This is a genomic window from Acinetobacter sp. ANC 5600, from assembly GCF_002018395.1.
GTDB classification, from domain to species: domain Bacteria; phylum Pseudomonadota; class Gammaproteobacteria; order Pseudomonadales; family Moraxellaceae; genus Acinetobacter; species Acinetobacter amyesii.
In genome coordinates this window covers 69,502-93,265 of record NZ_MVKW01000006.1, presented here as the reverse complement: position 1 = coordinate 93,265, position 23,764 = coordinate 69,502, and the positions used below count along the sequence as shown (strand labels likewise).

Sequence of the window (23,764 nt, the reverse complement as noted above, 5' to 3'; positions counted from 1 at the left end):
GAGGCAATGATGGTTTTTAAGTACAGGTTTGGTCGTTGTTAGCCGAAACCATATTATCTGTTGACTGCTATCCGTCTAAAGAGCCACAAAAGACGCAATCACAATTCTACCTTTAGACGGATTAAACGCTTGGATTAGATCATTAAGTTTAGAGTCTTAAGCGAGATCATTTTTGATTTGCATTAAACGCTCGAAGTTTTCAATGCGCTTATCGGTATCGTAAATGTCGCAGGTGAAAATAAATTCATCAACGTCATATTTGGTGAGTAGGTTTTCTAAACCCGCTTGAACGGTTGCATTTGAACCGACTTGTCCCATAGCGTAGAAATTATCAACAGACATTTTTTCTGCAGTAGACCATAAGCCTTGCATACTGTCGACTGGAGCCTTGAGTTTTAAACTTTGACCGCGCATTAAACCTAAAACGCGTTGATAAGCACTCGTTGCCAGATATTCTGCTTCTTCATTAGTTTCGGCGACAACCGTTGGTACGCCCATAGAAACATAAGGTTGATCTAAATATTCGGATGCTTGGAAATTCTCACGATAGAGCTGAATTGCTTGTCCAAGCATGCGTGGTGCGAAATGTGAAGCAAAAGAATAGGGTAGACCTAAACGTGCAGCGAGTTGTGCACTGAACAGACTTGAACCTAAAAGCCATACAGGAACATGTGTATTTTGTCCCGGTGTAGCAATGATGCGCTGCTGTGGCTCAGGTGCTTTAAAGTATTGCAATATCTCAAGGACATCTTGTGGAAATTGATCTTCGGTTTCCTGACGGCCACGGCGTAAAGCGCGCATGGTGGTTTGGTCGGTACCTGGTGCCCGACCTAAGCCGAGTTCAATGCGGCCAGGATATAGCGTTTCAAGCGTGCCAAATTGTTCAGCGACAACCAACGGCGCATGGTTAGGCAACATAATCCCGCCTGAACCGAGCTTGATAGATTGTGTATTTGCTAGGAGATAACCGAGTAAAACCGCAGTTGCAGAACTTGCGATGCCGTCCATATTGTGGTGTTCGGCTAACCATAGACGCTCATAGCCAAGTTGTTCTGCTTTCTGTGCTAATTGGAGTGCATGTTTGAGTGAAAATTCGATGGTTTTATCATCTCGAACAGGTGCGAGTTCAAGTATTGAAAATTTTGTATCGGCTAGAGTACGCATGTTTTCTCTCAGAGATCTTTATATCGAAATAATACGATATAAAAAGCCTAATGTATATCGAATAAACTCGATATGGTCGTGGGGCGGTGTGAAAAGGCAACTTTAGATATATCTAAACTTTTTTTATATACAAAAAAAGCACCCGAAGGTGCTGATTTTTTTCATTGAAATATATCGATTAACGTTTACCGTTTTTGTACCAACCTAAGTGACGACCATTGTTTCCACGGTAGCCTCGGTCGTTGTAGCTGTAATTATTGGTACGATAGCCACGGTTGTTATAACGACGGTCATAGCGATCATCATAACGACCATTGTAGCGGTCATCATAGCGACGGTCTTCAGACACTTTTTTACCTAGTGCAGAACCACCGGCTGAACCAAGTGCAGCACCGATATAACCACCGTTTGTGCCGCCCATGTTTTTACCTACGGTATAACCACCTGCGCCACCAAGTGCACCACCAATGATGGCACCATTACGGTCACGTTTGTTCGCCGATGCTGCAGCACCTGCACCGCCACCAATTGCTGAACCAATCATTGCGCCAGTTTGGCCGCCAACTTGGTTACCGATTGCTGCACCAACAACACCACCTAAAGCAGATGTTAATGCAGTATTGGTGCTATTACCTGCATGTGTTGCAGTCATAGTAAGTGCTGAAGCGGCAATTGCTGCACTGAATAGAATTTTATTAATTTTCATTTTTAAACTCCTTACGAAGCATGATGTTTATCTGTTGATATCAATATATGAAAACACATAGCGAATATTTGGAGCGTGATGTGAAATAAAATACGTGTTCCGTTGCTGCAATGTAAATTTTGCACTTTATTTCTACATGATTGATGGCTTGGTTGGAGAGAAGGTAAATCTACATATGTATGAGGTGCAATAAATAAAGTTGTATTTATCATTTGAAAAAAGGCGATACATAAAAAAGCACCCGAAGGTGCTATTTTCACTATTCAATAAGGACTCACTAATTTTTGAATTAGTGACGACGACGATAACGTTTTTTGTATTTACGTTCTTGGTGTTTGTCGTAAGCTTTATCTTTAGAGATTTTATTACCTAGAGCAGCACCACCAGCAGCACCTAGTGCAGAGCCGATGTAACCACCGTTTGTACCGCCCATGCTTTTACCAACAGTATAACCTGTACCACCACCTAAAGCACCGCCGATAGCAGATTCTGTACGGTTGCGTTTATTACTTGCTACCGCAGCACCACCAGCACCACCAAGAGCTGCACCAATTGTAGCGCCGGTATTACCGCCCATGTTTTTACCAATTGCAGTACCTGCAACACTACCTAATGCACTAGCTGCAGCAACGCGTGTTGTACTATCTGCATTTGCAGACACAGTGAACATAGAAGCAGTTGCTAGAGTGGCTGTCATTAAAAGAGTATTCAGTTTCATAGTTCACTCCATGTCCTTCATAAACGCGAGGACTTTTCTTAATCATTTCGATGGCAGTAAATGTAACAAAACTATTCGCTATAAATATGGAGAGCTTTCTCTTTATTTGGTGATTTGAGTGTCTAGTTTGTATAAGTTTTATTAATATTGTGAAAAAAATGGTCGAATGCAGAAAATCTGTACGACTTTGTGGAGAAAGGTAGGAGTGATGAAGTTCACACTTTGATATTTAGGGTCATTGATAGGCCAAAAAACAATATATATGTCATTTCAGACCTATTATCGGTACACTAGCGCCATTATTTTGAATTTTGGCATATCCGTGAAAGTTTAGCGGTAGAGCCTGTGTATTGAGATTTTTTGAAAAATGAAAGAATCGTTACGTTTACGATTAGATCAGCTCTCTGACCGTCACGAAGAATTAAATGCATTACTCGCAGATGTAGAAGTCATTTCAGACAACAAACGTTTCCGTCAGTTGTCACGTGAGCATAGTGATTTATCTGAAATCACTGAAGTTTGGAAAAAATACCGTCAAGCTGAAGAAGATATTGAGACTGCTGAAGTAATGATGACGGATCCAGATTTTAAAGAGATGGCCGTTGAGGAAATCAAAGAAAATAAAGCTTTGATCGGTCAGCTTGAAGCAGACTTAAACATTCTGATGATTCCAAAAGATCCGAATGATGCGAACTCTGCTTATTTAGAAATTCGTGCCGGAACAGGTGGTGACGAAGCTGCAATTTTCTCGGGTGACTTGTATCGCATGTACAGTAAATATGCTGAATCACAAGGTTGGCGTATTGAAGTGCTGTCTGAAAATGACGGTGAACATGGCGGTTATAAAGAAGTGATTTGCCTCATCAATGGTGAAGGTGTATATGGTCGCTTAAAATTTGAAAGTGGCGCGCATCGTGTACAGCGTGTGCCTGCAACTGAGTCACAAGGTCGTGTTCATACTTCGGCATGTACTGTTGCGATTTTGCCGGAAGTTGATGTAGACACCAGTGTTGAAATTAATCCTTCAGAATTACGTATTGATACCTATCGTGCATCTGGTGCGGGTGGTCAACACATTAACAAAACTGACTCTGCTGTGCGTATTACCCATATTCCAACGGGTACAGTTGTAGAATGTCAGGATGAACGTTCACAGCATAAAAACAAAGCCAAAGCGATGGCGCTGTTGGTTTCTCGTTTAGAAAATGCCAAACGTGCGGCGGCAGATGCCGCGACGTCTGAAATGCGACGTGACTTGGTGGGTTCTGGTGACCGTTCTGAGCGTATTCGTACCTATAACTATCCACAAGGTCGTATGACTGATCATCGTATTAACCTAACACTGTATAAGTTGGATGCAGTGATGGAAGGTGATTTGACTGAATTGCTAGATAGTTTGCATCGTGAATATCAAGCCGATCAGTTGGCGTTATTAGCACAGCAGAATGGTGGCTAATGAATATTGCACAGGCTTTGGCCTATCGTGGTGAACCTGAGAGTTATGAACGTCAGGAAAATGCGTGGTTGTTAGAGCATATCACCGAGATTGATTCTTTTGATTTAATCATGAAAAAGGATCAAGAATTGACGGCAGAACAAGAACAACTGTATGTCGACAGTCTTACTCGTATTGCTGCGGGTGAGCCTTTGGCTTATGTCACAGGTTCTCAGCCATTTTGGACGCTAGACTTAAAAGTGACTAAAGATACTTTGGTGCCACGTCCTGATACGGAAGTACTTGTTGAAACTGTACTGCGTTTAGAACTTCCTGAAGATGCTCGTGTGGTCGATTTAGGAACAGGAACTGGTGCTGTAGCGTTATCATTAGCCAGTGAACGTCCAGATTGGTCAATTGTGGCTTCAGATATTTACGAACCTACATTGGAAGTTGCTGAATTTAATGCCAAAAAGCATGATCTTGAACATGTGCAGTTTGTCTTAGGTTCTTGGTTAAAACCTTTTGGACGTGCTTTCTTTGATGTAATTGTGTCAAATCCGCCGTATATCGATGCTGAGGATGTACACATGAAGGATTTGGCGACAGAGCCTGAACGTGCTTTGGTTGCAGACAATCATGGGCTTGCAGATCTTGAGCAAATCATTCTTCAAGCCAAAAAACATTTAACCGTGAATGGTTGGGTGGTGCTCGAACATGGTTATGACCAAGGTGAAGCGGTCAGACATTTGTTCTTACAAGCTGGGTATCGAAATGTTCGGACTGTAAAAGATTATGGTGGCAATGACCGTGTCAGCTTAGGTCAGTGGCAACATTGATTTGGTATTAGAGAAATAGTCAAAAATAAAGCGCATTGAATGCGCTTTATTTTTTTGTTTTTCAATTCACATGTGAGCGTTTGTATGTGTGCATTTGCAAGTGTAGAAAATAGGTTTACTTCACCACATCTCGCCAACGCAATAGATATTGTTCTAGATATTTCATTAGGCTATCGGTGATTTTCCCTAAGAGTGCCAATAGAATAATGGCGATAATCACGATATCTGGACGTGAGGTTTCACGACCATCACTGAGCAAATAGCCAATACCTTGCGTGGCTGCAATCAGTTCGGCAGCAATCATAAACATCCACGCCAAACTTAAACTATTGCGTAAGCCTGTAAGTATACCCGGTGATGCTGCAGGTAAAATAATCTCACGAATCTGTCTCAAATATTTCAAACGATAAACTTGAGCAACTTCAATGAGTTTTCGGTCTACACCTTGAATTGCTGCAACGGTATTGGTATAGGTCGGGAAAAAAGCACCTATGGCAATGAGGATGATTTTTGATGATTCATCAATACCTAACCATAAGAGCAGTAAGGGAATCCATGCCAAACTAGGGATAGATTTAATTGCTGAAAATGTAGGTTCCAAAAATGCTTCGGCTTGTTCGTTCAAACCAACTAAGAGTGCAAAAATCAGAGCAAGTCCGCTACCAATAAAAAAGCCTAAAAATACCCGCCAAGTACTAGTCCAGATATGCTGCCAAAGTTCACCTTCAGATAACTCTATAAATGACTGCCAAAGACTACTCGGAGCGGGGAGTAGATACGGTTCGATAACACCATTTTTGACCAAGATTTCACATAGCAGCAATAAAACCACAGGTAGAGCAAGACCTTTTAAAATCAAGATCAACTTGGGTTTTATATGGTTTGATGAATCGGAAGCGGTCGAAACCGCTGTATTGATTTTGGGTTGAGTCAGTGATGATAACATGTTATTTCACAACCTTTTTCGCATAACGTGCTTCAAAAAGTTGGTCAATGACTTGATTGACATTGGTTCCTTTACGAACTAAATCTTCTTCAGTCAAAATCGTGCCAGATTTCTTTAAGGCCGCAATGTGTTTAGCTGTTGGGATATTTTGATCAAAGTTGGTACGACTTAACTGGAGCTTGGCAACAGCCAATGGAAGCTTAGACTCACGTGCCAATAATTCGGCTAATTTATCTGGATTGGCTTTGGCCCATTGTCGTGCTTGTTCATAGGCTTTAATCACAGCTTCAACGGCTTCAGGACTTTGCTGGCTAAATTGTTGTTTGGTACTTAAAACGCTATAGCTGTTAAAACCCACATTTCGATAAAGCAAACGCGCGCCTGATTGTACCTGTGCCGATGCCATGAGTGGATCTAATCCCGCCCATGCATCGACTTGACCACGTTCTAAAGCTGTTTTTCCATCAGGATGTTGTAAATGTACCAATTGCACATCACGTTTATTGAGGCCGACTGTTTCCAACGACTGCAAAGTAAACATGAATGGATCGGTTCCTTTGGTCGCTGCAATTTTTTTGCCTTTGAGGTCTTTCAGACTTTTAATCGGAGAGTTTTTTGCCACAAGCAATGCCGTCCATTCAGGCTGTGACTGTATATATACGGTTTTAATCGGACTGCCATTGGCACGACTCAAAACGGCTGCAAGTCCTGCTGTTGAGGCAAAATCCACACTGCCACTATTGAGATATTCGAGTGAGCGATTACTACCTTGGCTAAAGACCCATTTAATTTGTGTTTTGGGTAATGCTTTTTCTAAGAGTTTTTGTTCCTTCACCACTAAACTGGTCGGTGCATAGTAGGCATAATCCAGTTTAAGTGTCGAAGGAATAGCAGCAAAGATAGAGCTACTGAATAGGCTGAATGTCAGCGTAGAAAAAATTAGTTTTGAGCTTTTAAATAGGGAAGTCATATCGTTCACAATCAAGTGTTGAATTATGAGCACATAGATACGACGGAAATATTTCAGAAACAAAACAGAATAAATGCTAAGAATAATAGAAATCGAGATAAGCGTATAAATCAAATATAGGTATTTGATTTAAAATACTTTATTGGATTTAATTGTGATGAAATTTCGTTATATAAATTAATGTGTAAACTTGCATGAAAAATGCTTAGATATTTTAGTGTAAAGAATATTCAAAAATTATAGTGAATTACAGACTTAAAATAACTTTTCCAATAAAAAAGCAGCTTTCGCTGCTTTTTATATGTGATCAATACTTACATTGGGTAGTCTTGTAAGCTATCGGAGACTTCAACTTGTTCTAAAGCTGATGTTTCTACTGCAAGACAGTAAGCAATAATTTTTGCAGTTGCACTCACTAAATTTTCATCTTTTAGATTTGCACCTGCTTGAATTGCTTCAATGTCATCTGCTTGGATATCCAGTGCATGAGCAACTTCAACTGCATTTTCAGTGCTAAAAAATTGTGAAATCAAATTTTGCAAATCGATATCTGCAACAGTTTTAAGCTGTTCGTGAAACAGTTCATCAATTGCGTCAATCTGAGTGAAAAGAGAATCTGAAAAGTTTTGAACAAGTTGTTGTTCAAGAACATCAATCATCTTAAGCATAGGAAAGCCTTTCAAGGAGATGCAGGAGAATTAGAAAAAAATAAGCAAAGTGCTTTAAATTGAGTGAAAAATAACCTAATTAGACTAAAGTAGCAATCGTTCAAGGATGAATGGTCAGTCTATTTATTGAATATTTTTAAGTTATTGATTTTCTATTAATTAGATGAATATTCAATTTATAAATAGCGAATATCAAATTTTAGGCCTTGAATTCAGGCGCATTATTTTGTCGATATGCACCAGGACTGACACCTGTCCATTTTTTAAAAGCCCGATGAAAAGCACTCGGATCATGAAAATTTAGTTCTTCACTGATATCTTGTAAGCTTTTATCGGTATGGGTTAAAAAATCGATGGCGGTATCTCGTCGGATATCATTTTTGAGTTGTTGATAACTCACACCTTCACTTTTAAGACGGCGATGCATCGTGGCTTCCGACATATTCATTTTGACCGCCAACTCATAAAACTCTAACCATTCGGCAGGAGGAACGTCTAACAGTTGTTTACGAATTTGGCTGCTGAGCGCATACGGGTTTTTAAAGCGTACCAAAAGGTTTTCAGGTGTTTGTTGTAAGAATTGATACCACGAACGTGTGTTTTGCTTGATGGGTAGACTTAAATAACTGGCATCGAGCTGTATGTAGTTTTGACTGGCTTGGTAATGAATATTTTCACAGAAGCGAACTTTGTAGTCGTGATCATCAATAGGTGCATCACATTTAAATTGGATTTGGTTTAATAAAATCCGTTGACCACTTAGCCAGCACAGTAGCGTATGGATAAGCATTAAATATGTGGCATAGCTGAACATGCGTTTAGGCGCATGTTGGTCATAGATCACGATATAAGCAAAGTGATCTTCAATGATTAAATCACTATGCAAGTCATCTAAAACCAGATTTAAAAATTGTAGGATTTGCTTGAGTGCATCACCCAAGGTACTGTTATGCATGATCATTTTCGACAGTAGCTTAAAACTACCACGTCGCATGGCATGCCGATCCATGCCAAAAAATTCATCATCCATCACATCTGCAAGATGAGTCCATAAAGCCGCATATTGTGAAACGGAAACTCTGGTCTTACTTGATAGCAGTAACTCTGAGGGTATACCAGACTTTTGTAAAATAGCAGAAATATCAAAGTGCTTTTTTTGCGCATCGTGTAATGCTTCATGCACCAAGTCGATTGAAATCGTCCCTTTGCTGTATTCGAGTCCATGCTTCGGCATATGTGCGGATAGGTCCTTGTTCAGAATTGTCCAATTACATCAGAAAAGATGCAACATTTGGAAATTGTACTGAATAAATTCTCTGTTTACTCTGCATCTTAAGTCGAATTTAAAACAAGACATCGTAAATAGGGAATTGATATGGACATTAAAGGAAAAGTTTTTGTTGTGACTGGTGGTGCATCAGGACTAGGCGCTGCGACAGCAACACATCTGATTGGCCTGGGTGCAAAAGTGATTATTGTGGATATGAATCATGAGCATGGCGAAGCGATGCAACGTCAACTGGGTGATCATGCCAAATTTGTTCAATTGGATGTCACTGATGAACAAGCGGTTGGCGCTTTCTTTGCACAAGTTGAAGCGGAATTTGGTCAACTCAATGGTTTAGTGAACTGTGCCGGTATCGCACCCTCTGCAAAAGTTTTAGGTCGTGACGGATTGCATGATTTGGCGATGTTCCAAAAAGTATTAAATATTAATGTTTCAGGTACATTTAATATGCTGCGCTATGCGGCACAACTGATTGCTAAATATGAATTAAAAGCGGGTGAAGAAGAGCGTGGCGTGATTGTGAATACGGCGTCAGTTGCTGCTTTTGATGGTCAAATTGGTCAGTCGGCTTATGCAGCATCTAAAGGGGCAGTGGTTGCAATGACATTACCTCTTGCACGTGAGCTTGCACGTGAGTCGATTCGTGTGATGACTATTGCTCCGGGCATTATGGAAACCCCGATGCTCAAAGGCTTAGCACAAAATGTACAAGATGCTTTGGGGAAAATGGTGCCTTTCCCACCACGTTTAGCAAAACCACAAGAGTTTGCAAAATTAGTGACGCATATTTTTGAAAATGCTTATCTCAATGGTGAAGTGATACGTCTTGATGGCGCGATCCGTATGCAGCCTAAATAGTTATTTATTAAAACTGCTTATTCAGGCTTCTACGACGGAGTCTTATCGAGAATAACTTCGTTGACAGTAGCTCATCTCGTTACTTTTGTTTCGGCAAAAGTAACCAAAAACATTGTCATTTGTAAAGCTCGTCATCAAGTATTTATTGATTTATAGGTTGCAGAAAGATTAGAGATTAATGGCGTCCTGCCTCAGACAGTTGCAAATGACTTCGTCGTGTATCCAACTTTGCTTTAATACAGTCAAAGAATTTTTAATTCCGCAGTTATCCAACATTTAAAGCTATACGCGCTATAAAAGATTTAGAAAAGGAAGTCTCATGATTTTAAATGATGAACAAAAAATGGTTCAGGACATGATGCGAAGTTATTCGCAAGAAAAACTGAAACCAACGGCTGCAGAGCGTGATAAAACGGCAGCATTTCCTGCACAAGAGTTAAAGGAGCTTGGTGAGCTGGGTGCTTTAGGCATGACGGTTTCGGATGAATGGGGTGGTGCTGGTTTAGACTACGTGTCTTTGGTTGTTGCCTTAGAAGAAATTGCTGCAGGTGATGGTGCGATTTCGACGATTGTCAGCGTACAAAACTCACTGCCATGTGGTATTACACAGCGTTATGGTACAGAAGCACAAAAAGAAAAATACTTAAAAAAATTAGCCACTGGCGAATGGTTAGGTTGTTTTTGCCTAACAGAACCACAAGTGGGTTCAGATGCGAGCGCATTGGAATGCAAAGCGGAGCGTGATGGTGACGAGTGGGTGTTAAATGGCACCAAGCAATTTATTACCACAGGAAAACATGCCCAAGTAGCCTTAGTTTTTGCGGTAACGGATAAGTCTGCAGGTAAAAAAGGGATTTCGTGCTTTTTAGTACCAACGGATGCGCCAGGTTATATCGTATCGCGATTAGAAGACAAAATGGGTCAGCATTGTTCCGATACAGCAACTATTGTTTTAGATGACTGTCGTATTCCTGCGGATAGTCTTTTAGGCCAAGAGGGGGAAGGCTATAAAATTGCCTTATCAAACCTAGAGTCAGGTCGAATTGGTATTGCTGCGCAGTCTGTGGGTATGGCACGAGCAGCATTAGATGCGGCTGTTGAATATGCCAATGAACGCAAGGCATTTGGGGTGGAGATTGTACAGCATCAGGCCGTGGCATTTCGCCTAGCAGATATGGCCACCCAAATTGAGGCGGCACGCCAGTTAATTTTCCATGCAGCAACGTTAAAAGATGCAGGTTTTCCATGCTTAAAAGAAGCCTCGATGGCTAAACTTTTTGCATCGACGATGGCTGAACGGGTGTGTTCAGATGCGATTCAAATCCATGGAGGCTACGGTTATGTATCTGATTTCCCAGTTGAACGCATTTATCGTGATGTTCGTGTCAGCCAAATCTATGAAGGTGCATCGGACATTCAGCGGCTGGTGATTGCACGTGAAGTCACCAAAGGGTGAAAGGTTAAAAAATAGACTTTAGTCGATGTTCAAACCCTGCAATGGCGTTGATGGTTATGGAAATTGCAGGGCACATCCAAACATGGTTATCTAGGTATAGACAGTCTAATAATAGATTGTTTAACAAAGTATAAGTTTCAAAACGAAAAAACCGACATTGCAATCGGTGTATGGAAAAGCAGTAAAAGCGGATGTGGCAAAGGAATCGTCACGGATACGCAGCGGTATAACAACAAGATCAATAAACCTCAAAGTATTGCACTTTGAATCATAGAGAACAGGATAGGAATTGTCGTCATGAAGACACTAGAACAAGCATATCGTGATTTTAATTTTGAAAAGATGGTTACAGAACAATTGGTCGGTACACCAAGTTCTATAAACGCTTATGATGAATGTTGTGGGCGCTATGTTGGGCAAAATAGAACTGCACTGATCTGGGAAGGTAAAAATGGTGAATCTGAGCAATGGACTTTTGAGCAATTAGATTTAGCTTCTGCACAATTGGCAAATTATTATCAGCGCATTGGGCTAAAAGCAGGTGATTGCATTGCAGGTCTATTACCCCGTACAGCAGAGTTATTGATCACCGTATTGGCAACATGGCGTATAGGGGCAATTTATCAGCCTTTGTTTACGGCATTTGAGTCCAAAGCGATTGAGCATCGGGTGCAAACTGCGGGAACAAAGCTGATTGTAACCAACACTGAGCAACGATCAAAACTCAATCATATTGATTTACCACATATTTTAACCGTGCATGCCGATCAAGCAATTCAGACAGATCCTGACTTTTGGTCAGAGCTGCAACTTCATGACACCACATATAACTCAGTACCACGTTCATTTGACGATGAATTTTTAATGATGTTTACATCGGGAACGACCGGTTTGGCCAAGTCTGTACCTGTGCCACACAAAGCGTTATTGGCATTTAAAGGGTATATGACACATGCGGTTGATTTGCGTGATGAAGATTCATTTTGGAATTTGGCAGATCCGGGTTGGGCTTATGGTTTGTACTATGGAATTGCAGGGCCATTAAGTTTAGGACACAGCATTATTATGGATGAACGGGCTTTTAGTGTTGATCATGCACTTCAAGTCATCAAAAAATATAAAGTCAGTAATTTGACTGGTTCACCAACGGCTTTTCGTATGTTCTTTGGCTTCAAAGAAAAATTTGACGCATCCATAAAATCACATTTACGGGTTGTGAGTAGTGCAGGTGAGCCGCTAACGCCTGAAGTGATTCAATGGTTTAATCACGACTTAAACGTCAATATTTATGACCAATATGGACAAACGGAACTTGGAATGGTGATTGCAAATCATCATGCTTTAGAACACTACAAAAAAGTGGGTTCAGCCGGTTTTGCTATACCGGGCCATCGTTTCGCGGTGCTTAATAAAGACTATCAAGAAATTGAATGTGGTGGCATTGGAACATTGGCATTAGACTGGTCGCAATCTCCACTCATGTGGTTCACAGGCTATGGTGGCAATAACCGTAAAGCCTTTGTCGGGAACTACTATTTAACCGGTGATACCGTTCGTTTAAACGAAGAAGGCGGCATTGATTTTGTAGGTCGTGCAGACGATGTCATTACAACGTCAGGCTATCGTGTAGGGCCTTTCGATGTGGAAAGCACATTATTAGAGTGTGAAGAGGTTTTAGAGTCGGCAGTTGTTGGTAAGCCTGATCCTGAGCGAACTGAATTGGTCAAAGCTTTTGTGGTATTGAAACCACAATATCAAGCAAGTTCTGAACTCATGGATAAACTACAAGCCTATGTACGATCTCGTTTATCCAAGCATGCTTATCCAAAAGAAATTGAATTTGTGGATGGGTTGCCTAAAACATCGAGTGGAAAAATCCAACGTAATTTGTTGAAGCAACAAGAAGTGGCCAAAGCGCAATTAATTCAAAAGGTCAGTTGAGTCAATTTATATACGCAAAAAAGGCTGCTTGATGCAGCCTTTTTGAAATTGATATTTGAGCTGGTGAAACCATTCATTCGAGATCATATATGCACTTGACTAACTATGGGACAATCCAAATTAACCTAAAATTAAAGCATTCATTCAAATCAATAAAATCATTTATTTTAAGTTCAGGGTATTATGTTCAGTATCAAGTTCTTGAGTTTTACCCGTTAAATTGCCCTTCAAAACTTTGAATAAATGGGTGACTTTATTGTCTTTGACATTCCAGAATTCTGCACTAATAGGATTAGCTATCAAAACGCGAACAGTAGGATCAGTCTTGCCATCGAACCAGTTTTCAGCCCAAGGATTCCATAATTTATCGATTAGGGCCGCATCTGTACTGATTTCTCCATGAGCACTAATTGATACATAAATATCGTCTGAAGGTTTAGCGAATGCTAATCCAAGATGATTACGACCTGCATTGACTGCCTCTACAAGGTCATTGTTTTCTTTCATAAGAAAATAGATATTTTCATGCTCATTCATCTTATCAGAATTAAGCATGGTCATAGGTTGAGAATGAATTTCTTGCTTGTCAGTGACATGGCTAATCATGGTGAAACGCACGTCTTTAATGAGTTTCCATAATTTTTGTCGCTGATCTTGTTCAATGTATTCTTGTGACATTTTTATTCTCCACTTTTAAGTAATCACTTTGGGGGTAAAGGGGTAAATATGACTGAGCACAAAGTATTTGAATAATGTGTGTTAGCTCATAAGTTTATCGAACATATTATGTCAGCAATTTAATTCTCACTGAATTCATACATATACCTACGGATTAAATCTCTTTGCATACATAAAACGCTTAAAATGTCTTGAATTAAGTTTTATTTTTTGAGGCTAAGGTAGAAAAGAATCATTAAAATGAATCTAATGTAAGCAGCTCTAGTGCAACTAAACATGGTTAAAAATATAACTATAAAATATAACTATATTTTTTATTTATTATTTTTAAAACATGTATACGCTATACCTCTATGATGTTTCTACATACTAAGGTGTTTGAGATACTGTATTTTAAATAGTGTAATTGAAGATACGCTAACTAAGAAAAATACCATGTCTACAGAGCATTTATTTTAACTTTAAGCTGTATATTGTCTTGCTCAAATAGCCGGGTGTTTTTACACTGTTTCGGGTTTGTAGCCGTATAACATTTGATGGATATCGGTGTTTTAATCTTTTGCGTGCGGTATAAACTCTCCCATTTTTCATGGTTGACGAATTTTAATAAGGAAATACTTTGTCTACGTTTAAATCGAATGAATCAACATCTGAATTTGAATTAAGTGATGATGAAATGCATTTATACAGCCGTCAAATATTGCTTGATGGATGGGACATCGATGCACAAGAGAAGCTAAAACTTGCCAATGTACTCATCGTAGGGTGTGGTGGAATTGGGTGTACCACAGCCGAATTATTGGCACGTGCAGGCGTCGGACAAATCACTTTAATCGATGCAGATCGAATTGAAATCAGTAATTTGCAACGACAAATCGCGTATACCAAAAATGACGTAGGTTTTTATAAATCGGAAATTTTGGCTAAACGCTTACAAGCGATTAACCCGCATATCCGAGTGCAAAGCTATACCACAAAATTAGATGAAAGCAACGCAAAGACATTGATTTCACAGCAAGATTTGGTTCTAGACGGATGTGATAACTTTAGCACGCGTTATTTGGTCAATGCGAGCTGCGCAGAAAATAATGTGGCGCTGATTAGTGCTTCAGCGATTGGTTTCCAAGGGCAACTGTTTATGGTCGAAGGAAACGCGGCATGTTATGAATGTCTATTTCCAAAAGAACAACAAGCCAATGAAAGTTTGCGCTGTGCAGACTCGGGTGTGCTTGCAACCACACCAAATGTTATGGCAAGTTTGCAAGCTCATCATGCTTTGCTTTATTTGGGTTTAGGAAAGACAGTATTGAAACAAAAGCTTTTGTTATGGGATGGTTTGTCAATGAAACAAAAAATTCTCGCTTTTGAAAAAGATCCCGATTGTTCAATCTGTCAGGCAAGATAAAGCAGCAAGCCCTTATTTTTTTGCTACACTCACGTTAATTATTTTTTTCTAAGACATTATGAAAAACAATATCTGGTTAGATGGAATTCGCTCGGTTGCCCGAATGGGTGAGACCGCAGTCGTTGCTGCAAAAGCCGGCTTTAAATATGCAACTGAAAAACCAAGTAACGCAAAATTAATGCGTGAAACTTTTGAATCACTGGGTTCAACCTATATTAAATTAGGTCAATTTATTGCAAGTACACCTTCTTTATTTCCACGTGAATATGTCGAAGAGTTCCAAGGCTGTTTAGATCAGACACCTTCATTGCCGTTTAGTTATGTGCAGCAGGTATTGGCTTCAGAATTTGCTGGTCGTAATTTAGATGAAATATTTGCTTCAATTGATGAAAAGCCTTTAGCTTCTGCCTCGATTGCACAGGTGCATGCCGCTAAATTGGTCAGTGGTGAAAATGTCGTTATTAAAGTGCAAAAACCGGGTGTCGAGACGATTCTCTATACAGATTTAAACGTTTTACATTGGGCAACCAAACTGGTTGAAAAAGCTGTACCTAAAGTCAAATTTGCTTCACTTGCAGATATTGTTGAAGAAATTAAAGTTCGCATGGTACGTGAGGTGGACTTTATTGAAGAAGCTCAAAATCTTGATGACTTTGTGAACTATCTGAATGTAACTCAAAACAAAGCCGCGACTGCACCAAAAGTTTATCACCAATATTCAACACGTCGTGTCTTAACGATGGAGCGTTTATACGGCGTACCATTGACTGATTTTGATGTGGTTAAAAAAGTCGCTAAAGATCCATCGCAAGTTTTGGTGACAGCGATGAATACATGGTTTGGCAGCTTGATGTTATGTAATAGTTTCCATGCAGACTTACATGCAGGTAACCTGATGCTGCTAGAAGATGGTCGAGTTGGCTTCATCGATTTTGGTATCGTGGGCCAGTTGAAACCTGAAGTGTGGACAGCATGTATTGCGTTTATGGATGCCCTACAAAAAACTGACTACAACTTGATGGCTGAAAACATGCTAAAAATGGGCATGACGGCTGTCAAAATTGACACACAAGTCTTAGCTGCCGATTTAGAGCGTTTATTTAGCGGTGTGCTCTTGGCCGATCCGCAAGAGTTATTAACCTCAAATCCTGCCGATTTGAATGACATCATGATGGATATGGTACAAGTCGGAGAGCGTCATGGTATTCGCTTCCCACGTGACTTCGCTTTATTATTCAAACAAATGTTGTACTTCGATCGCTTTATGCGCATCCTTGCGCCATATACTGATATTTATGCAGACCAGCGTATTCAAATGGTGCAGACTATGGACCCTAATTTATTGTTGAAGCAATAATTTAGCCGCAAGATATAAATAAAATCCTCTTGCTTAAACAGGAGGATTTTATCGATGTTTAAGATTTTATTTTGAGTGTAAGAATGGACGCAATTATCATTGAAGGTTTGAAAGTTGAAACAGTGGTTGGCTGTTTCAATTGGGAGCGTCAGATTATTCAGCCTTTGATGCTCGACCTCAATATTCAAACCAGTTTAGCGCAGGCGGCTCAGTCAGATGAGCTTGAAGATACCTTGAATTATGCTGAAATTTGCGAAATATCAGCCAAAGTCATTCAAACTGCTCAACCTAAATTGATCGAACATACAGCAAAACTGGTGATTGATGCACTTTTTGCTACCTATGACAGCATTGAATCTATTATGATTACCGTCCGGAAGCCTGCCATTATCGCGCAAGCCAATTCTGTAGGAATTCGTCTTGAACGCCACCGAAACAATTTTCGCCCTAGCTCTGGCGAGTAATTTCAATCCCAAACCGCATTTTCAACAGGCTTTACGTCAAATTCAGGCTTTGGGTCATGTTGAATTTTCCAAAATTTATGTGATTCCTTGTCGTGATGGCATTGGGGCGGATTATTGGAATGCAGCTTGTTTGGTGAAAAGCAGTTTATCTGTAGATGAAATCAGCACCTTACTGAAAAAAATGGAAGCAGACTCAGGTCGTGTTCGTCCGTCTCATAATATCGCTTTGGATCTGGATCTGATCGCGTGGGGCGAAAGCTTAGCGCACATGCAATTTAATCCGAAAAAACTGCCTTTAGCACTCGATGTTAAAATACCAATGTTCGACATTTGGAAAAATGAGATGTTTGAACATCCAGCACATCAATTTCCTATGGTGAGTTGTCAAAAAGTTTTAGTAGATTGAGTGAATGAAACGGAATGTTTTTAACGCACATGAGTGATATTTCAAACTGACCTAACTATGCTAGATAAACAATAACAAAAATATTCAAATCCTGTCATGGTATGCGCTAGCGTATAGGCTGTCGCAGGATTACATTATCTTTTTAGCTTCAAAATAATGATATGAACTGGACGGATCTGATTCAGCACTATGGCTATATTGCGATTTTTATTGGCACATTGTTTGAAGGAGAAACAGTGCTGATGATTGGCGCCTATGCCGTCCATCAACACATACTTCATTTTCCAATGTTGATTGCAGTGGCGATGTTGGGCAGTTTTATTGGCGATCAGTTTTATTATCAAATGGGCGCTCGCTATGGGCAAAAACTTATCCAGTCGAATGCAGAATTTGCACAAAAATTCGATCGTGCGAGCCAGTTTATTGAACGTTATCCTATTTTGACCATTTTATTTATGCGCTTTGCTTGGGGTTTTAGAACTATTTTACTTATTGCAGTCGGTGTGCGTGCTTATCCTGTTTGGAAATATGTGCTGATTAATCTGGTTGCCTGTTTTATTTGGGCGATGTTGGTCGCAACGATTGGCTTCCAAATCAGTCATTATTTACATCTATTTTGGGCGAAAATGCTGCCTTATCATCAAGATATTTACATCGTTATTGCCGTTATATTATGTATCGTATTCTTCCGTGTGCTCTATACGGTGTTGAAGTGGTGGCGTAAGCATCATCAACATTGATAAAGTGCAAGTGGTTGATCTGATAAAGTCGTCAAAACATAATTAAAAGATTTAAAGGGATATTTAGTGAGAGCAATATGGGCTTAGGTTATGGTGCGGGTGCGGGAGGTTTCCTTATTATTTGCTTTGCGATTTTGGTGCTATTTATTGTCATTGCGATTTGGTTGAGTTGGAATAATTGGTATAAAAAGCAAAAAAATCGACCATATAAAGTAAATGCTGCACTTAAAATTGGTTTATCTGGCGTATTGTTTTTCCCTTTATTTGTTGCAGTAACGCTTGGATTGTTCGTGATTTCAGATCTTAGTTCTGACTATGCAGAGTGGCAGCATCAAAAGAAAATTCATATACAGTTGCAGGAACCCTTAAACTTTGGAGAGGTTGTACTGCCTGAAGGCACGTGGATTAACCGATCATTTGAAACCGACTATACTCTGGAACAGATGACTGATATTCGTCAAGGTTTGACATCGGCTCGTTTTCCACAGCCTATTCAAATAGCTGGATTTGATGTTATTGCATTTGAGCTGCATCGGCATTTATTGCTTGAGTTGGCACATGATCAAACCGTTATGATGAATAACCAAAAAGAAATTTGTCCGGCAGGATGGCTGCTTGAGTTAGGTGGAGCTGGTTATCCGTCCACTGCACAACGTTATAGGTTGAATTTTGATTGGTTTACACCAAGTCGATGGCAGCCTATAAACTGTTTTGATGGCGAAGGAATTATTGTATTAGAGTCAAAACATTACTTATGAAAAAGCCTGCATCATTGCAGGCTTTTTGTTCACTATTTATAAAACTTAGCGACAATCATTAGAAAATCATTAAATGTAATAACTGGTTTTGGTCATCAGCTTTGAAATACCAGTCATGGCAATACGAACTGGAACAGGAAGGTCTACACCACCTGCATTGAGTGCTGTATCACGGTGATGCAGCTCATCTTCATTCATTTGCACTAAGATTTTACGTGAACGTTCGTCTTGTTCAGGAAGTTGGCGGATGTGATCTTCTAAATGCAGGCTCACTTGACGCTCAGTTTCAGCGACAAAACCTAAGCTGTATTTATCACCGGCAATACCTGCCAATGCACCCATCCCAAAAGAAAGGCCGTACCAAACAGGGTTGAGCAGACTGGTATGGCTGTCTAATTCTTTTAAGCGGTCTTCACACCAAGCCAAATGATCTTGTTCTTCAATCGCAGCTTGTTCCATTTCACGGCGTACGTTCGGCAGTTTCGCGGTGAGGGCTTGGCCATGATAAAGCGCTTGAGCACACACTTCACCACTATGGTTGACCCGCATTAGACCTGCTACATGACGTGCTTCACTGACTGCAAGTTGAGTCTTTTCAGCAACAGACGGATTTTCACGATGTGCAGCCGTTGCTCCGGGAACTAAACTACGTAAGGCCTGATCAAATGAGTGAATAAGTTTGTCGACACCTGTAAATTGACGCATGGATTAATCCTCCAGAGAGACTTGCGTAGTTTGAAGCAAAGGTTTGATGCGTAATAGCAGCCAAATACAAAAGATTGCACTGAGCACTGCGGTTATACAAAAAAGTATTTTAATATCAATCTTTAAAACACTCAGAATGATAATTGAAAATATAGCAGAAGATACCATGAAAACGGCATTTAAAATGTTGTTTGCTGCAACTACACGGGCACGATGTGAGCGAGGCGAATAGGCTTGCATCATGGCATATAGTGGAACAATGTAAAAACCACCGCTAATCCCCAATAAAGTCACTGCGATCATTACATGGTAATAGCTCCACCCTTGATGAAATACTTCCGATAAGGTAATAAGTGGGCCAGTTTGAGTCGGGACGAGGGTCAAACTAAATGCTAAATACAGTGCAAATACCGTTAAACCGACAGCACCGATGGGAACCATCTTAATATTGACTTGAGTGCCGCCCAATTTACGACAAAGCAATGAACCTACGCCCACACCGACAGAGAAAAAGGTCAATAGCAAGCTAACGACATTTTCAGAGGCATGTAGATTTTGCTGAGTCATTTGTGGAATTTGGGTGAGGTAGGTTGCACCATAAAACCAATACCACGAGTTCCCCAATAAAATAGTAAAAATCAGCGGCAAACTTTTGGCATATTTCATTGTTTGGTAACTAGTTCGGAAAAAGTTCCAATCGATTTTTAAATCTGGTGTAGTGACATTTTGCTTAAGAATAAAACGACTGGTGATATAACCTAAAATGGCGATGGTCATTACGGTCAGGCTGATCCACAATAAATTGCCTTGTGATGAAGCAATCACAGCACCACCCAAAATCATCCCGAATAAAATCGCCATGGATGTTGCAGATTGGAACAGCGCATTGCCTGACATTAGCTCATTGGGTTTTAAAATTTCAGGCAAAATCGCATATTTGATTGGACCAAAAAATGTCGAATGGGTTCCCATCAAAAATAGAGCCAACAATAACAACCATAAATGACCGGTCAGAAAGCCAATGCTGCCGATGATCATGATGATAATTTCTAAAATTTTGATGCCACGGACAAGTTGTGAACGTTCAAACTTATCTGCGATCTGTCCCGCTGTCGCTGAAAAAATAAAGTAGGGTAAAATAAACAATAATGCAGCTAGATTGTTTAGCGTGCTGATGGGTAATGCCTGTTGTTGGATTAATCCATAGGTGATGACCAACAATAAAGCCTGTTTGTAGACATTGTCATTGAGGGCCCCAAAAAATTGGGTCAAAAACATAGGCAGGAAGCGGCGTGTACCTAGCAGATGTTCGTTGTTATTCATAAGCGTCTTGCTACATTAAGTTTTATTAAGAAATGTGAGTGATTGGTAAAATCTCTAAAAAAATCATGTAATATGTTTTTGAGTTTGGGGATGGCGAAAAACCAATAGATATAAGATCTTTAGCTCTACATCTGATTGACTAAGTCCATTACATAATGAAATTTGTTAGAGTTTGCTATGCCTGCAAAAATCAAGTTTAAAAAAACAATGCTTCATCACAGTATGGCTCACTGCATACGACAGCATCATAGCAATAAAAGTCTATATATGAGCATCTTTTTGACCTTGTGTGCTCAGCATAGTTTCGCCCAAACTCCCGCGGAAACTGTTCCAACCTCTGCAGATACAAAAGCAGAGATTGTTGCTGAAATCAAGGATGAGGCTGTAAAGCAAGGGCTGTCGACGCCTGAAGCAATTGAAAAAATTGAAAATATAAATGAGCCGAAAGAATCTGTTGATAGCATGAAAATGCTGCAAGAACAGCAGCAAGCAGGAACACAACTACAAGAATTTAAACCCATTGAGTTCGAAGATTTAGAAAACTTACCCGTGACACCTGTTGATCAAAACATGGCGAATGAAATCTTCCAAGTTGCTGAAGAGGCCAAACGTCAGGCGCAGGAGTACCGTGCGACACAACAAACAGAAGTTGCTGTTGCGGACATTACCCAAAAAGAGTTAACGGAAATTAACCAAGCGCCAGTCAATATTGATCAGCTCATGAGTGAAATTCGCTCTGATAATGAAATTATTGCAACACAAAATGAAAATGCCAGTACGCTGCAAGAGCTGAATAATCCAACTGTGGAAGATGATGCAGAGCCGGGTATTTTCAAGCGCTTATTATATAAAGTGCGTCCGCCACGTCAGATGAATACGGCAAAAGTGCCACGAATTAGTGCGGATGTTGAAATTACCTCAGCACATAATACCAGTCAGACTTCGAGTAAAGCCTATGGTGCGGCACTGGAGGATCTCAAAGCCAATATTAAAGGCAAGCTTTCAAGTTTTACTCAAGAGTCTTTTAGCGATTTTCCATCGGCATTACCTCAATTACGCAGCTTGTCCAATCAAGCTGCACAAGCTGTAGGTTTTTATCAGTCAGAATTCAAATTTGAAAAAGTGTCTGATAGTAAAGTTCGTGTATTGGTTACACCAAATACGCCTGTGCAAATTCAAAAGCAAAATATTGAATTTTCAGGGGCTGGAGCAAATCAAGCTCAGTTTCAGGTGATTGGTGTTTTACCAGATCAGGAAGAAGGTGACATTCTTAATCATGGTGAATACGAAACGACGAAAGGCCGAATTAATGATGCAGCAACTAATAACGGTTATTTCGACTCGTACTGGCGTTTGCACGATGTAAGAGTGGCTCAACCACAAAATACAGCCGATATCAATTTGCGATTTGAAACGGGTGAGCGTTATAAGCTTGGCGAAGTCGAATTTCGAATGAGTGATCCGAATGCAGAGTTTCCATTGGATCGCGATATTTTAGAAAGTTTGGTGACGTGGAAAGACGGTGCTGACTATACTTTCTGGCGTGTGAATGGTTTGGCTAACAACCTGACCAACTCTCGCTATTTTAACTACACCTTAGTTGATGCGATTCGACCAGACCCAATTGAAAAGCCGCTTGAACTGCCACCAGATATTCAGACCTTGGTCGATCAAAATCAGTTGTCTGAAAGTTCACAAGTAGTGAAAGACAAAACGGAAGTGATGTCGAATAAGGAAGTCACGCAAAAAGTGGTTGATGAAGACCAATTTGCGGGGGTGAATGATGCAGAGCAATCATCTAAATTACGCAGTTTGCAAGATACGCAAGATGCCAAACAAGCAGAACAAGAACGTTTAAAAGCGCAAGCACGTGAAGATAAAAAAGTCCCTGTGATCGTGACACTAAATGCAGATAAGTTGAATAGTGCAGAAATTGGTGCTGGTTTTGGTACCGACACCGGTACACGTGTTCGTGGGCAGTATCGCCGTGCCATTGTAAACAAACGTGGTCATTCTTTTGACGCCAACATGGAAGTATCCAAAATCCGTCAATCGATTGATGGTCGCTATAACATTCCATATAACCATCCATTAAATGACTATGTCAGCTTGGTCGGTGGTTATGAGCGTGAAGAACGTGACGATGTCGGTCAAGGCGTTAATCTTTCGATTGAATCTGCTGTAGCTGGGGTTGACCGGATTATTAAAAACCCACGTGGTAGTTGGCAGCATACCTTTGGTTTACGTTACCGTTTGGACCGTATTACCGATGACGGCCTAAGTCCTAGTGATGACATTCCAGATGCGTTCTTGGTAAATACCAACAATGAACAGCAGTCTTTGATGTTTGGCTATGAAATTTCTCGAACCGACTCTGATAAACGTGTGAATCCGAGTAAAGGGATTAAGCAAACCTATAAAGTTGAAGTCGGAAGTGAAAGCTTACTTTCAGATGCTGACATGGCGATCTTGAATGCGGGCTGGCGCTTTATTTATTCATTGGGTGAAAATGATAATCACCAGTTCGTGGGGCGCAGTGATTTAGGTTATATTCTGACAGAGAACTTTGATAAAGTTCCTTATAACTTACGCTACTTTACCGGTGGTGACCAAACCATTCGCGGCTTTGACTATAAGAGTTTAGCTGCCGAAGAAAATGGCTATAAAATTGGTGGTCAAGTCTTGGCAACGGGTTCATTAGAATATAACTACCAATTTAAAGAAGGCTGGCGTGCTGCGGTCTTTAGTGACTTTGGTAATGCTTACGATAAAGACTTTAATACACCGACTGCATATAGCGCAGGTGTGGGGATACGCTGGGCTTCTCCAATTGGCCCAATTCGTTTAGATGTTGCTACTGGACTTTCTGACGACAGCAAACCAATTCGTTTACATTTCTTTATTGGTTCACAATTATAATTTTTAGGTGATGTGTTTTT

22 protein-coding genes are annotated in these 23,764 nt (G+C 40.2%); 12 read left to right on the top strand and 10 right to left on the bottom strand.

Translation table 11 applies throughout. From position 1 onward, the window contains the following. Positions 1-156: 156 nt before the first annotated feature. From B1201_RS13315 to B1201_RS13305, 3 genes are all read right to left on the bottom strand, one after another. A complete protein-coding gene (locus B1201_RS13315) occupies positions 157-1,164 on the bottom strand; it encodes an LLM class flavin-dependent oxidoreductase (RefSeq protein ID WP_078193961.1) in 1,008 nt (335 codons plus the stop codon). A gap of 178 nt (positions 1,165-1,342) precedes the next feature. Further along, positions 1,343-1,870, bottom strand: a complete 528-nt coding sequence (locus B1201_RS13310; protein ID WP_078193960.1) for a hypothetical protein — start codon at positions 1,868-1,870, stop codon at positions 1,343-1,345. 289 nt (positions 1,871-2,159) lie between these two features. Continuing rightward, a complete protein-coding gene (locus B1201_RS13305) occupies positions 2,160-2,588 on the bottom strand; it encodes a glycine zipper domain-containing protein (RefSeq protein ID WP_078193959.1) in 429 nt (142 codons plus the stop codon). A gap of 367 nt (positions 2,589-2,955) precedes the next feature. Between B1201_RS13305 and prfA the strand changes: the two genes are divergently transcribed. Together prfA and prmC are read left to right on the top strand one after the other, a co-directional pair. Next, positions 2,956-4,044, top strand: a complete 1,089-nt coding sequence (prfA, locus tag B1201_RS13300) for a peptide chain release factor 1 (protein ID WP_078193958.1) — start codon at positions 2,956-2,958, stop codon at positions 4,042-4,044. Further along, the gene (prmC, locus tag B1201_RS13295) at positions 4,044-4,862 is read left to right on the top strand and encodes a peptide chain release factor N(5)-glutamine methyltransferase (protein ID WP_078193957.1); all 819 of its coding nucleotides are present in this window, start codon (positions 4,044-4,046) and stop codon (positions 4,860-4,862) included. Before prfA ends, prmC begins: the two co-directional genes overlap by 1 nt. 115 nt (positions 4,863-4,977) lie before the next feature. Here prmC and B1201_RS13290 read toward each other — a convergent pair whose 3' ends face one another. From B1201_RS13290 to B1201_RS13275, 4 genes are all read right to left on the bottom strand, one after another. Then, the gene (locus B1201_RS13290; protein WP_373684747.1) at positions 4,978-5,739 is read right to left on the bottom strand and encodes an ABC transporter permease; all 762 of its coding nucleotides are present in this window, start codon (positions 5,737-5,739) and stop codon (positions 4,978-4,980) included. 70 nt (positions 5,740-5,809) lie between these two features. Next, entirely contained in the window at positions 5,810-6,778 is a 969-nt protein-coding gene (locus B1201_RS13285) for an aliphatic sulfonate ABC transporter substrate-binding protein (protein ID WP_078194005.1), read from the bottom strand. A 314-nt stretch (positions 6,779-7,092) separates the two neighbouring features. Next, a complete protein-coding gene (locus tag B1201_RS13280) occupies positions 7,093-7,446 on the bottom strand; it encodes a hypothetical protein (protein ID WP_078193955.1) in 354 nt (117 codons plus the stop codon). Positions 7,447-7,645: 199 nt separating this feature from the next. Further along, entirely contained in the window at positions 7,646-8,680 is a 1,035-nt protein-coding gene (locus B1201_RS13275) for an AraC family transcriptional regulator (RefSeq protein WP_078193954.1), read from the bottom strand. 141 nt (positions 8,681-8,821) lie between these two features. Here B1201_RS13275 and B1201_RS13270 point away from each other — a divergent pair, with 141 nt between their 5' ends. From B1201_RS13270 to B1201_RS13260, 3 genes are all read left to right on the top strand, one after another. Beyond that, positions 8,822-9,592: a 3-hydroxyacyl-CoA dehydrogenase gene (locus tag B1201_RS13270; protein ID WP_078193953.1), complete on the top strand. Its 771-nt coding sequence runs from the start codon at positions 8,822-8,824 to the stop codon at positions 9,590-9,592. A 319-nt stretch (positions 9,593-9,911) separates the two neighbouring features. Continuing rightward, positions 9,912-11,048 (top strand): acyl-CoA dehydrogenase family protein, encoded by a 1,137-nt coding sequence (locus B1201_RS13265; protein WP_078193952.1) that lies wholly within the window; start codon positions 9,912-9,914, stop codon positions 11,046-11,048. Between the two features lie 297 nt (positions 11,049-11,345). Further along, positions 11,346-12,989: an AMP-binding protein gene (locus B1201_RS13260; protein WP_078193951.1), complete on the top strand. Its 1,644-nt coding sequence runs from the start codon at positions 11,346-11,348 to the stop codon at positions 12,987-12,989. A gap of 162 nt (positions 12,990-13,151) precedes the next feature. On the opposite strand, the gene B1201_RS13255 is transcribed toward B1201_RS13260, so the two are convergent. After that, on the bottom strand, positions 13,152-13,667 hold the full coding sequence (locus tag B1201_RS13255; protein WP_078193950.1) for a pyridoxamine 5'-phosphate oxidase family protein: 516 nt from the start codon (positions 13,665-13,667) through the stop codon (positions 13,152-13,154). 676 nt (positions 13,668-14,343) lie between these two features. Between B1201_RS13255 and B1201_RS13250 the strand changes: the two genes are divergently transcribed. The 6 genes from B1201_RS13250 to B1201_RS13225 all read left to right on the top strand — a co-directional run bounded on the left by B1201_RS13250 (position 14,344) and on the right by B1201_RS13225 (position 18,797). After that, positions 14,344-15,072, top strand: coding sequence for a HesA/MoeB/ThiF family protein (locus B1201_RS13250; RefSeq protein ID WP_078194004.1), 729 nt, complete (start codon positions 14,344-14,346; stop codon positions 15,070-15,072). 58 nt (positions 15,073-15,130) lie between these two features. Next, the gene (locus B1201_RS13245; protein ID WP_078193949.1) at positions 15,131-16,429 is read left to right on the top strand and encodes an ABC1 kinase family protein; all 1,299 of its coding nucleotides are present in this window, start codon (positions 15,131-15,133) and stop codon (positions 16,427-16,429) included. Between the two features lie 83 nt (positions 16,430-16,512). Then, positions 16,513-16,893, top strand: a complete 381-nt coding sequence (gene folB / locus B1201_RS13240) for a dihydroneopterin aldolase (protein WP_078193948.1) — start codon at positions 16,513-16,515, stop codon at positions 16,891-16,893. Continuing rightward, positions 16,850-17,299, top strand: a complete 450-nt coding sequence (locus tag B1201_RS13235; RefSeq protein WP_078193947.1) for a 2-amino-4-hydroxy-6-hydroxymethyldihydropteridine diphosphokinase — start codon at positions 16,850-16,852, stop codon at positions 17,297-17,299. The genes folB and B1201_RS13235 overlap by 44 nt, the downstream gene beginning before the upstream one ends. Before the next feature lie 161 nt (positions 17,300-17,460). Next, positions 17,461-18,039 (top strand): DedA family protein, encoded by a 579-nt coding sequence (locus B1201_RS13230; RefSeq protein ID WP_228144785.1) that lies wholly within the window; start codon positions 17,461-17,463, stop codon positions 18,037-18,039. Positions 18,040-18,116: 77 nt separating this feature from the next. Continuing rightward, entirely contained in the window at positions 18,117-18,797 is a 681-nt protein-coding gene (locus B1201_RS13225) for a hypothetical protein (protein ID WP_078193946.1), read from the top strand. A gap of 69 nt (positions 18,798-18,866) precedes the next feature. Here the strand turns inward: B1201_RS13225 and coq7 are convergent, their stop codons facing one another. Continuing rightward, the gene (gene coq7 / locus B1201_RS13220) at positions 18,867-19,502 is read right to left on the bottom strand and encodes a 2-polyprenyl-3-methyl-6-methoxy-1,4-benzoquinone monooxygenase (protein ID WP_078188555.1); all 636 of its coding nucleotides are present in this window, start codon (positions 19,500-19,502) and stop codon (positions 18,867-18,869) included. 3 nt (positions 19,503-19,505) lie between these two features. Next, on the bottom strand, positions 19,506-20,825 hold the full coding sequence (locus B1201_RS13215; protein ID WP_078193945.1) for an MFS transporter: 1,320 nt from the start codon (positions 20,823-20,825) through the stop codon (positions 19,506-19,508). Positions 20,826-21,002: 177 nt separating this feature from the next. Between B1201_RS13215 and B1201_RS13210 the strand changes: the two genes are divergently transcribed. Next, entirely contained in the window at positions 21,003-23,744 is a 2,742-nt protein-coding gene (locus B1201_RS13210) for an autotransporter assembly complex protein TamA (protein WP_078193944.1), read from the top strand. The last annotated feature ends 20 nt before the right edge of the window (positions 23,745-23,764 follow it).

Bases quoted from the DNA above. Each gene is read 5' to 3' on its own strand.
- B1201_RS13315 (WP_078193961.1), bottom strand. From the start codon at position 1,164: ATGCGTACTCTAGCCGATACAAAATTTTCAATACTTGAACTCGCACCT.
- B1201_RS13310 (WP_078193960.1), bottom strand. From the start codon at position 1,870: ATGAAAATTAATAAAATTCTATTCAGTGCAGCAATTGCCGCTTCAGCA.
- B1201_RS13305 (WP_078193959.1), bottom strand. From the start codon at position 2,588: ATGAAACTGAATACTCTTTTAATGACAGCCACTCTAGCAACTGCTTCT.
- prfA (WP_078193958.1), top strand. From the start codon at position 2,956: ATGAAAGAATCGTTACGTTTACGATTAGATCAGCTCTCTGACCGTCAC.
- prmC (WP_078193957.1), top strand. From the start codon at position 4,044: ATGAATATTGCACAGGCTTTGGCCTATCGTGGTGAACCTGAGAGTTAT.
- B1201_RS13285 (WP_078194005.1), bottom strand. From the start codon at position 6,778: ATGACTTCCCTATTTAAAAGCTCAAAACTAATTTTTTCTACGCTGACA.
- B1201_RS13280 (WP_078193955.1), bottom strand. From the start codon at position 7,446: ATGCTTAAGATGATTGATGTTCTTGAACAACAACTTGTTCAAAACTTT.
- B1201_RS13275 (WP_078193954.1), bottom strand. From the start codon at position 8,680: ATGCCGAAGCATGGACTCGAATACAGCAAAGGGACGATTTCAATCGAC.
- B1201_RS13270 (WP_078193953.1), top strand. From the start codon at position 8,822: ATGGACATTAAAGGAAAAGTTTTTGTTGTGACTGGTGGTGCATCAGGA.
- B1201_RS13265 (WP_078193952.1), top strand. From the start codon at position 9,912: ATGATTTTAAATGATGAACAAAAAATGGTTCAGGACATGATGCGAAGT.
- B1201_RS13260 (WP_078193951.1), top strand. From the start codon at position 11,346: ATGAAGACACTAGAACAAGCATATCGTGATTTTAATTTTGAAAAGATG.
- B1201_RS13255 (WP_078193950.1), bottom strand. From the start codon at position 13,667: ATGTCACAAGAATACATTGAACAAGATCAGCGACAAAAATTATGGAAA.
- B1201_RS13250 (WP_078194004.1), top strand. From the start codon at position 14,344: ATGCATTTATACAGCCGTCAAATATTGCTTGATGGATGGGACATCGAT.
- B1201_RS13245 (WP_078193949.1), top strand. From the start codon at position 15,131: ATGAAAAACAATATCTGGTTAGATGGAATTCGCTCGGTTGCCCGAATG.
- folB (WP_078193948.1), top strand. From the start codon at position 16,513: ATGGACGCAATTATCATTGAAGGTTTGAAAGTTGAAACAGTGGTTGGC.
- B1201_RS13230 (WP_228144785.1), top strand. From the start codon at position 17,461: ATGAACTGGACGGATCTGATTCAGCACTATGGCTATATTGCGATTTTT.
- B1201_RS13225 (WP_078193946.1), top strand. From the start codon at position 18,117: ATGGGCTTAGGTTATGGTGCGGGTGCGGGAGGTTTCCTTATTATTTGC.
- coq7 (WP_078188555.1), bottom strand. From the start codon at position 19,502: ATGCGTCAATTTACAGGTGTCGACAAACTTATTCACTCATTTGATCAG.
- B1201_RS13215 (WP_078193945.1), bottom strand. From the start codon at position 20,825: ATGAATAACAACGAACATCTGCTAGGTACACGCCGCTTCCTGCCTATG.
- B1201_RS13210 (WP_078193944.1), top strand. From the start codon at position 21,003: ATGCCTGCAAAAATCAAGTTTAAAAAAACAATGCTTCATCACAGTATG.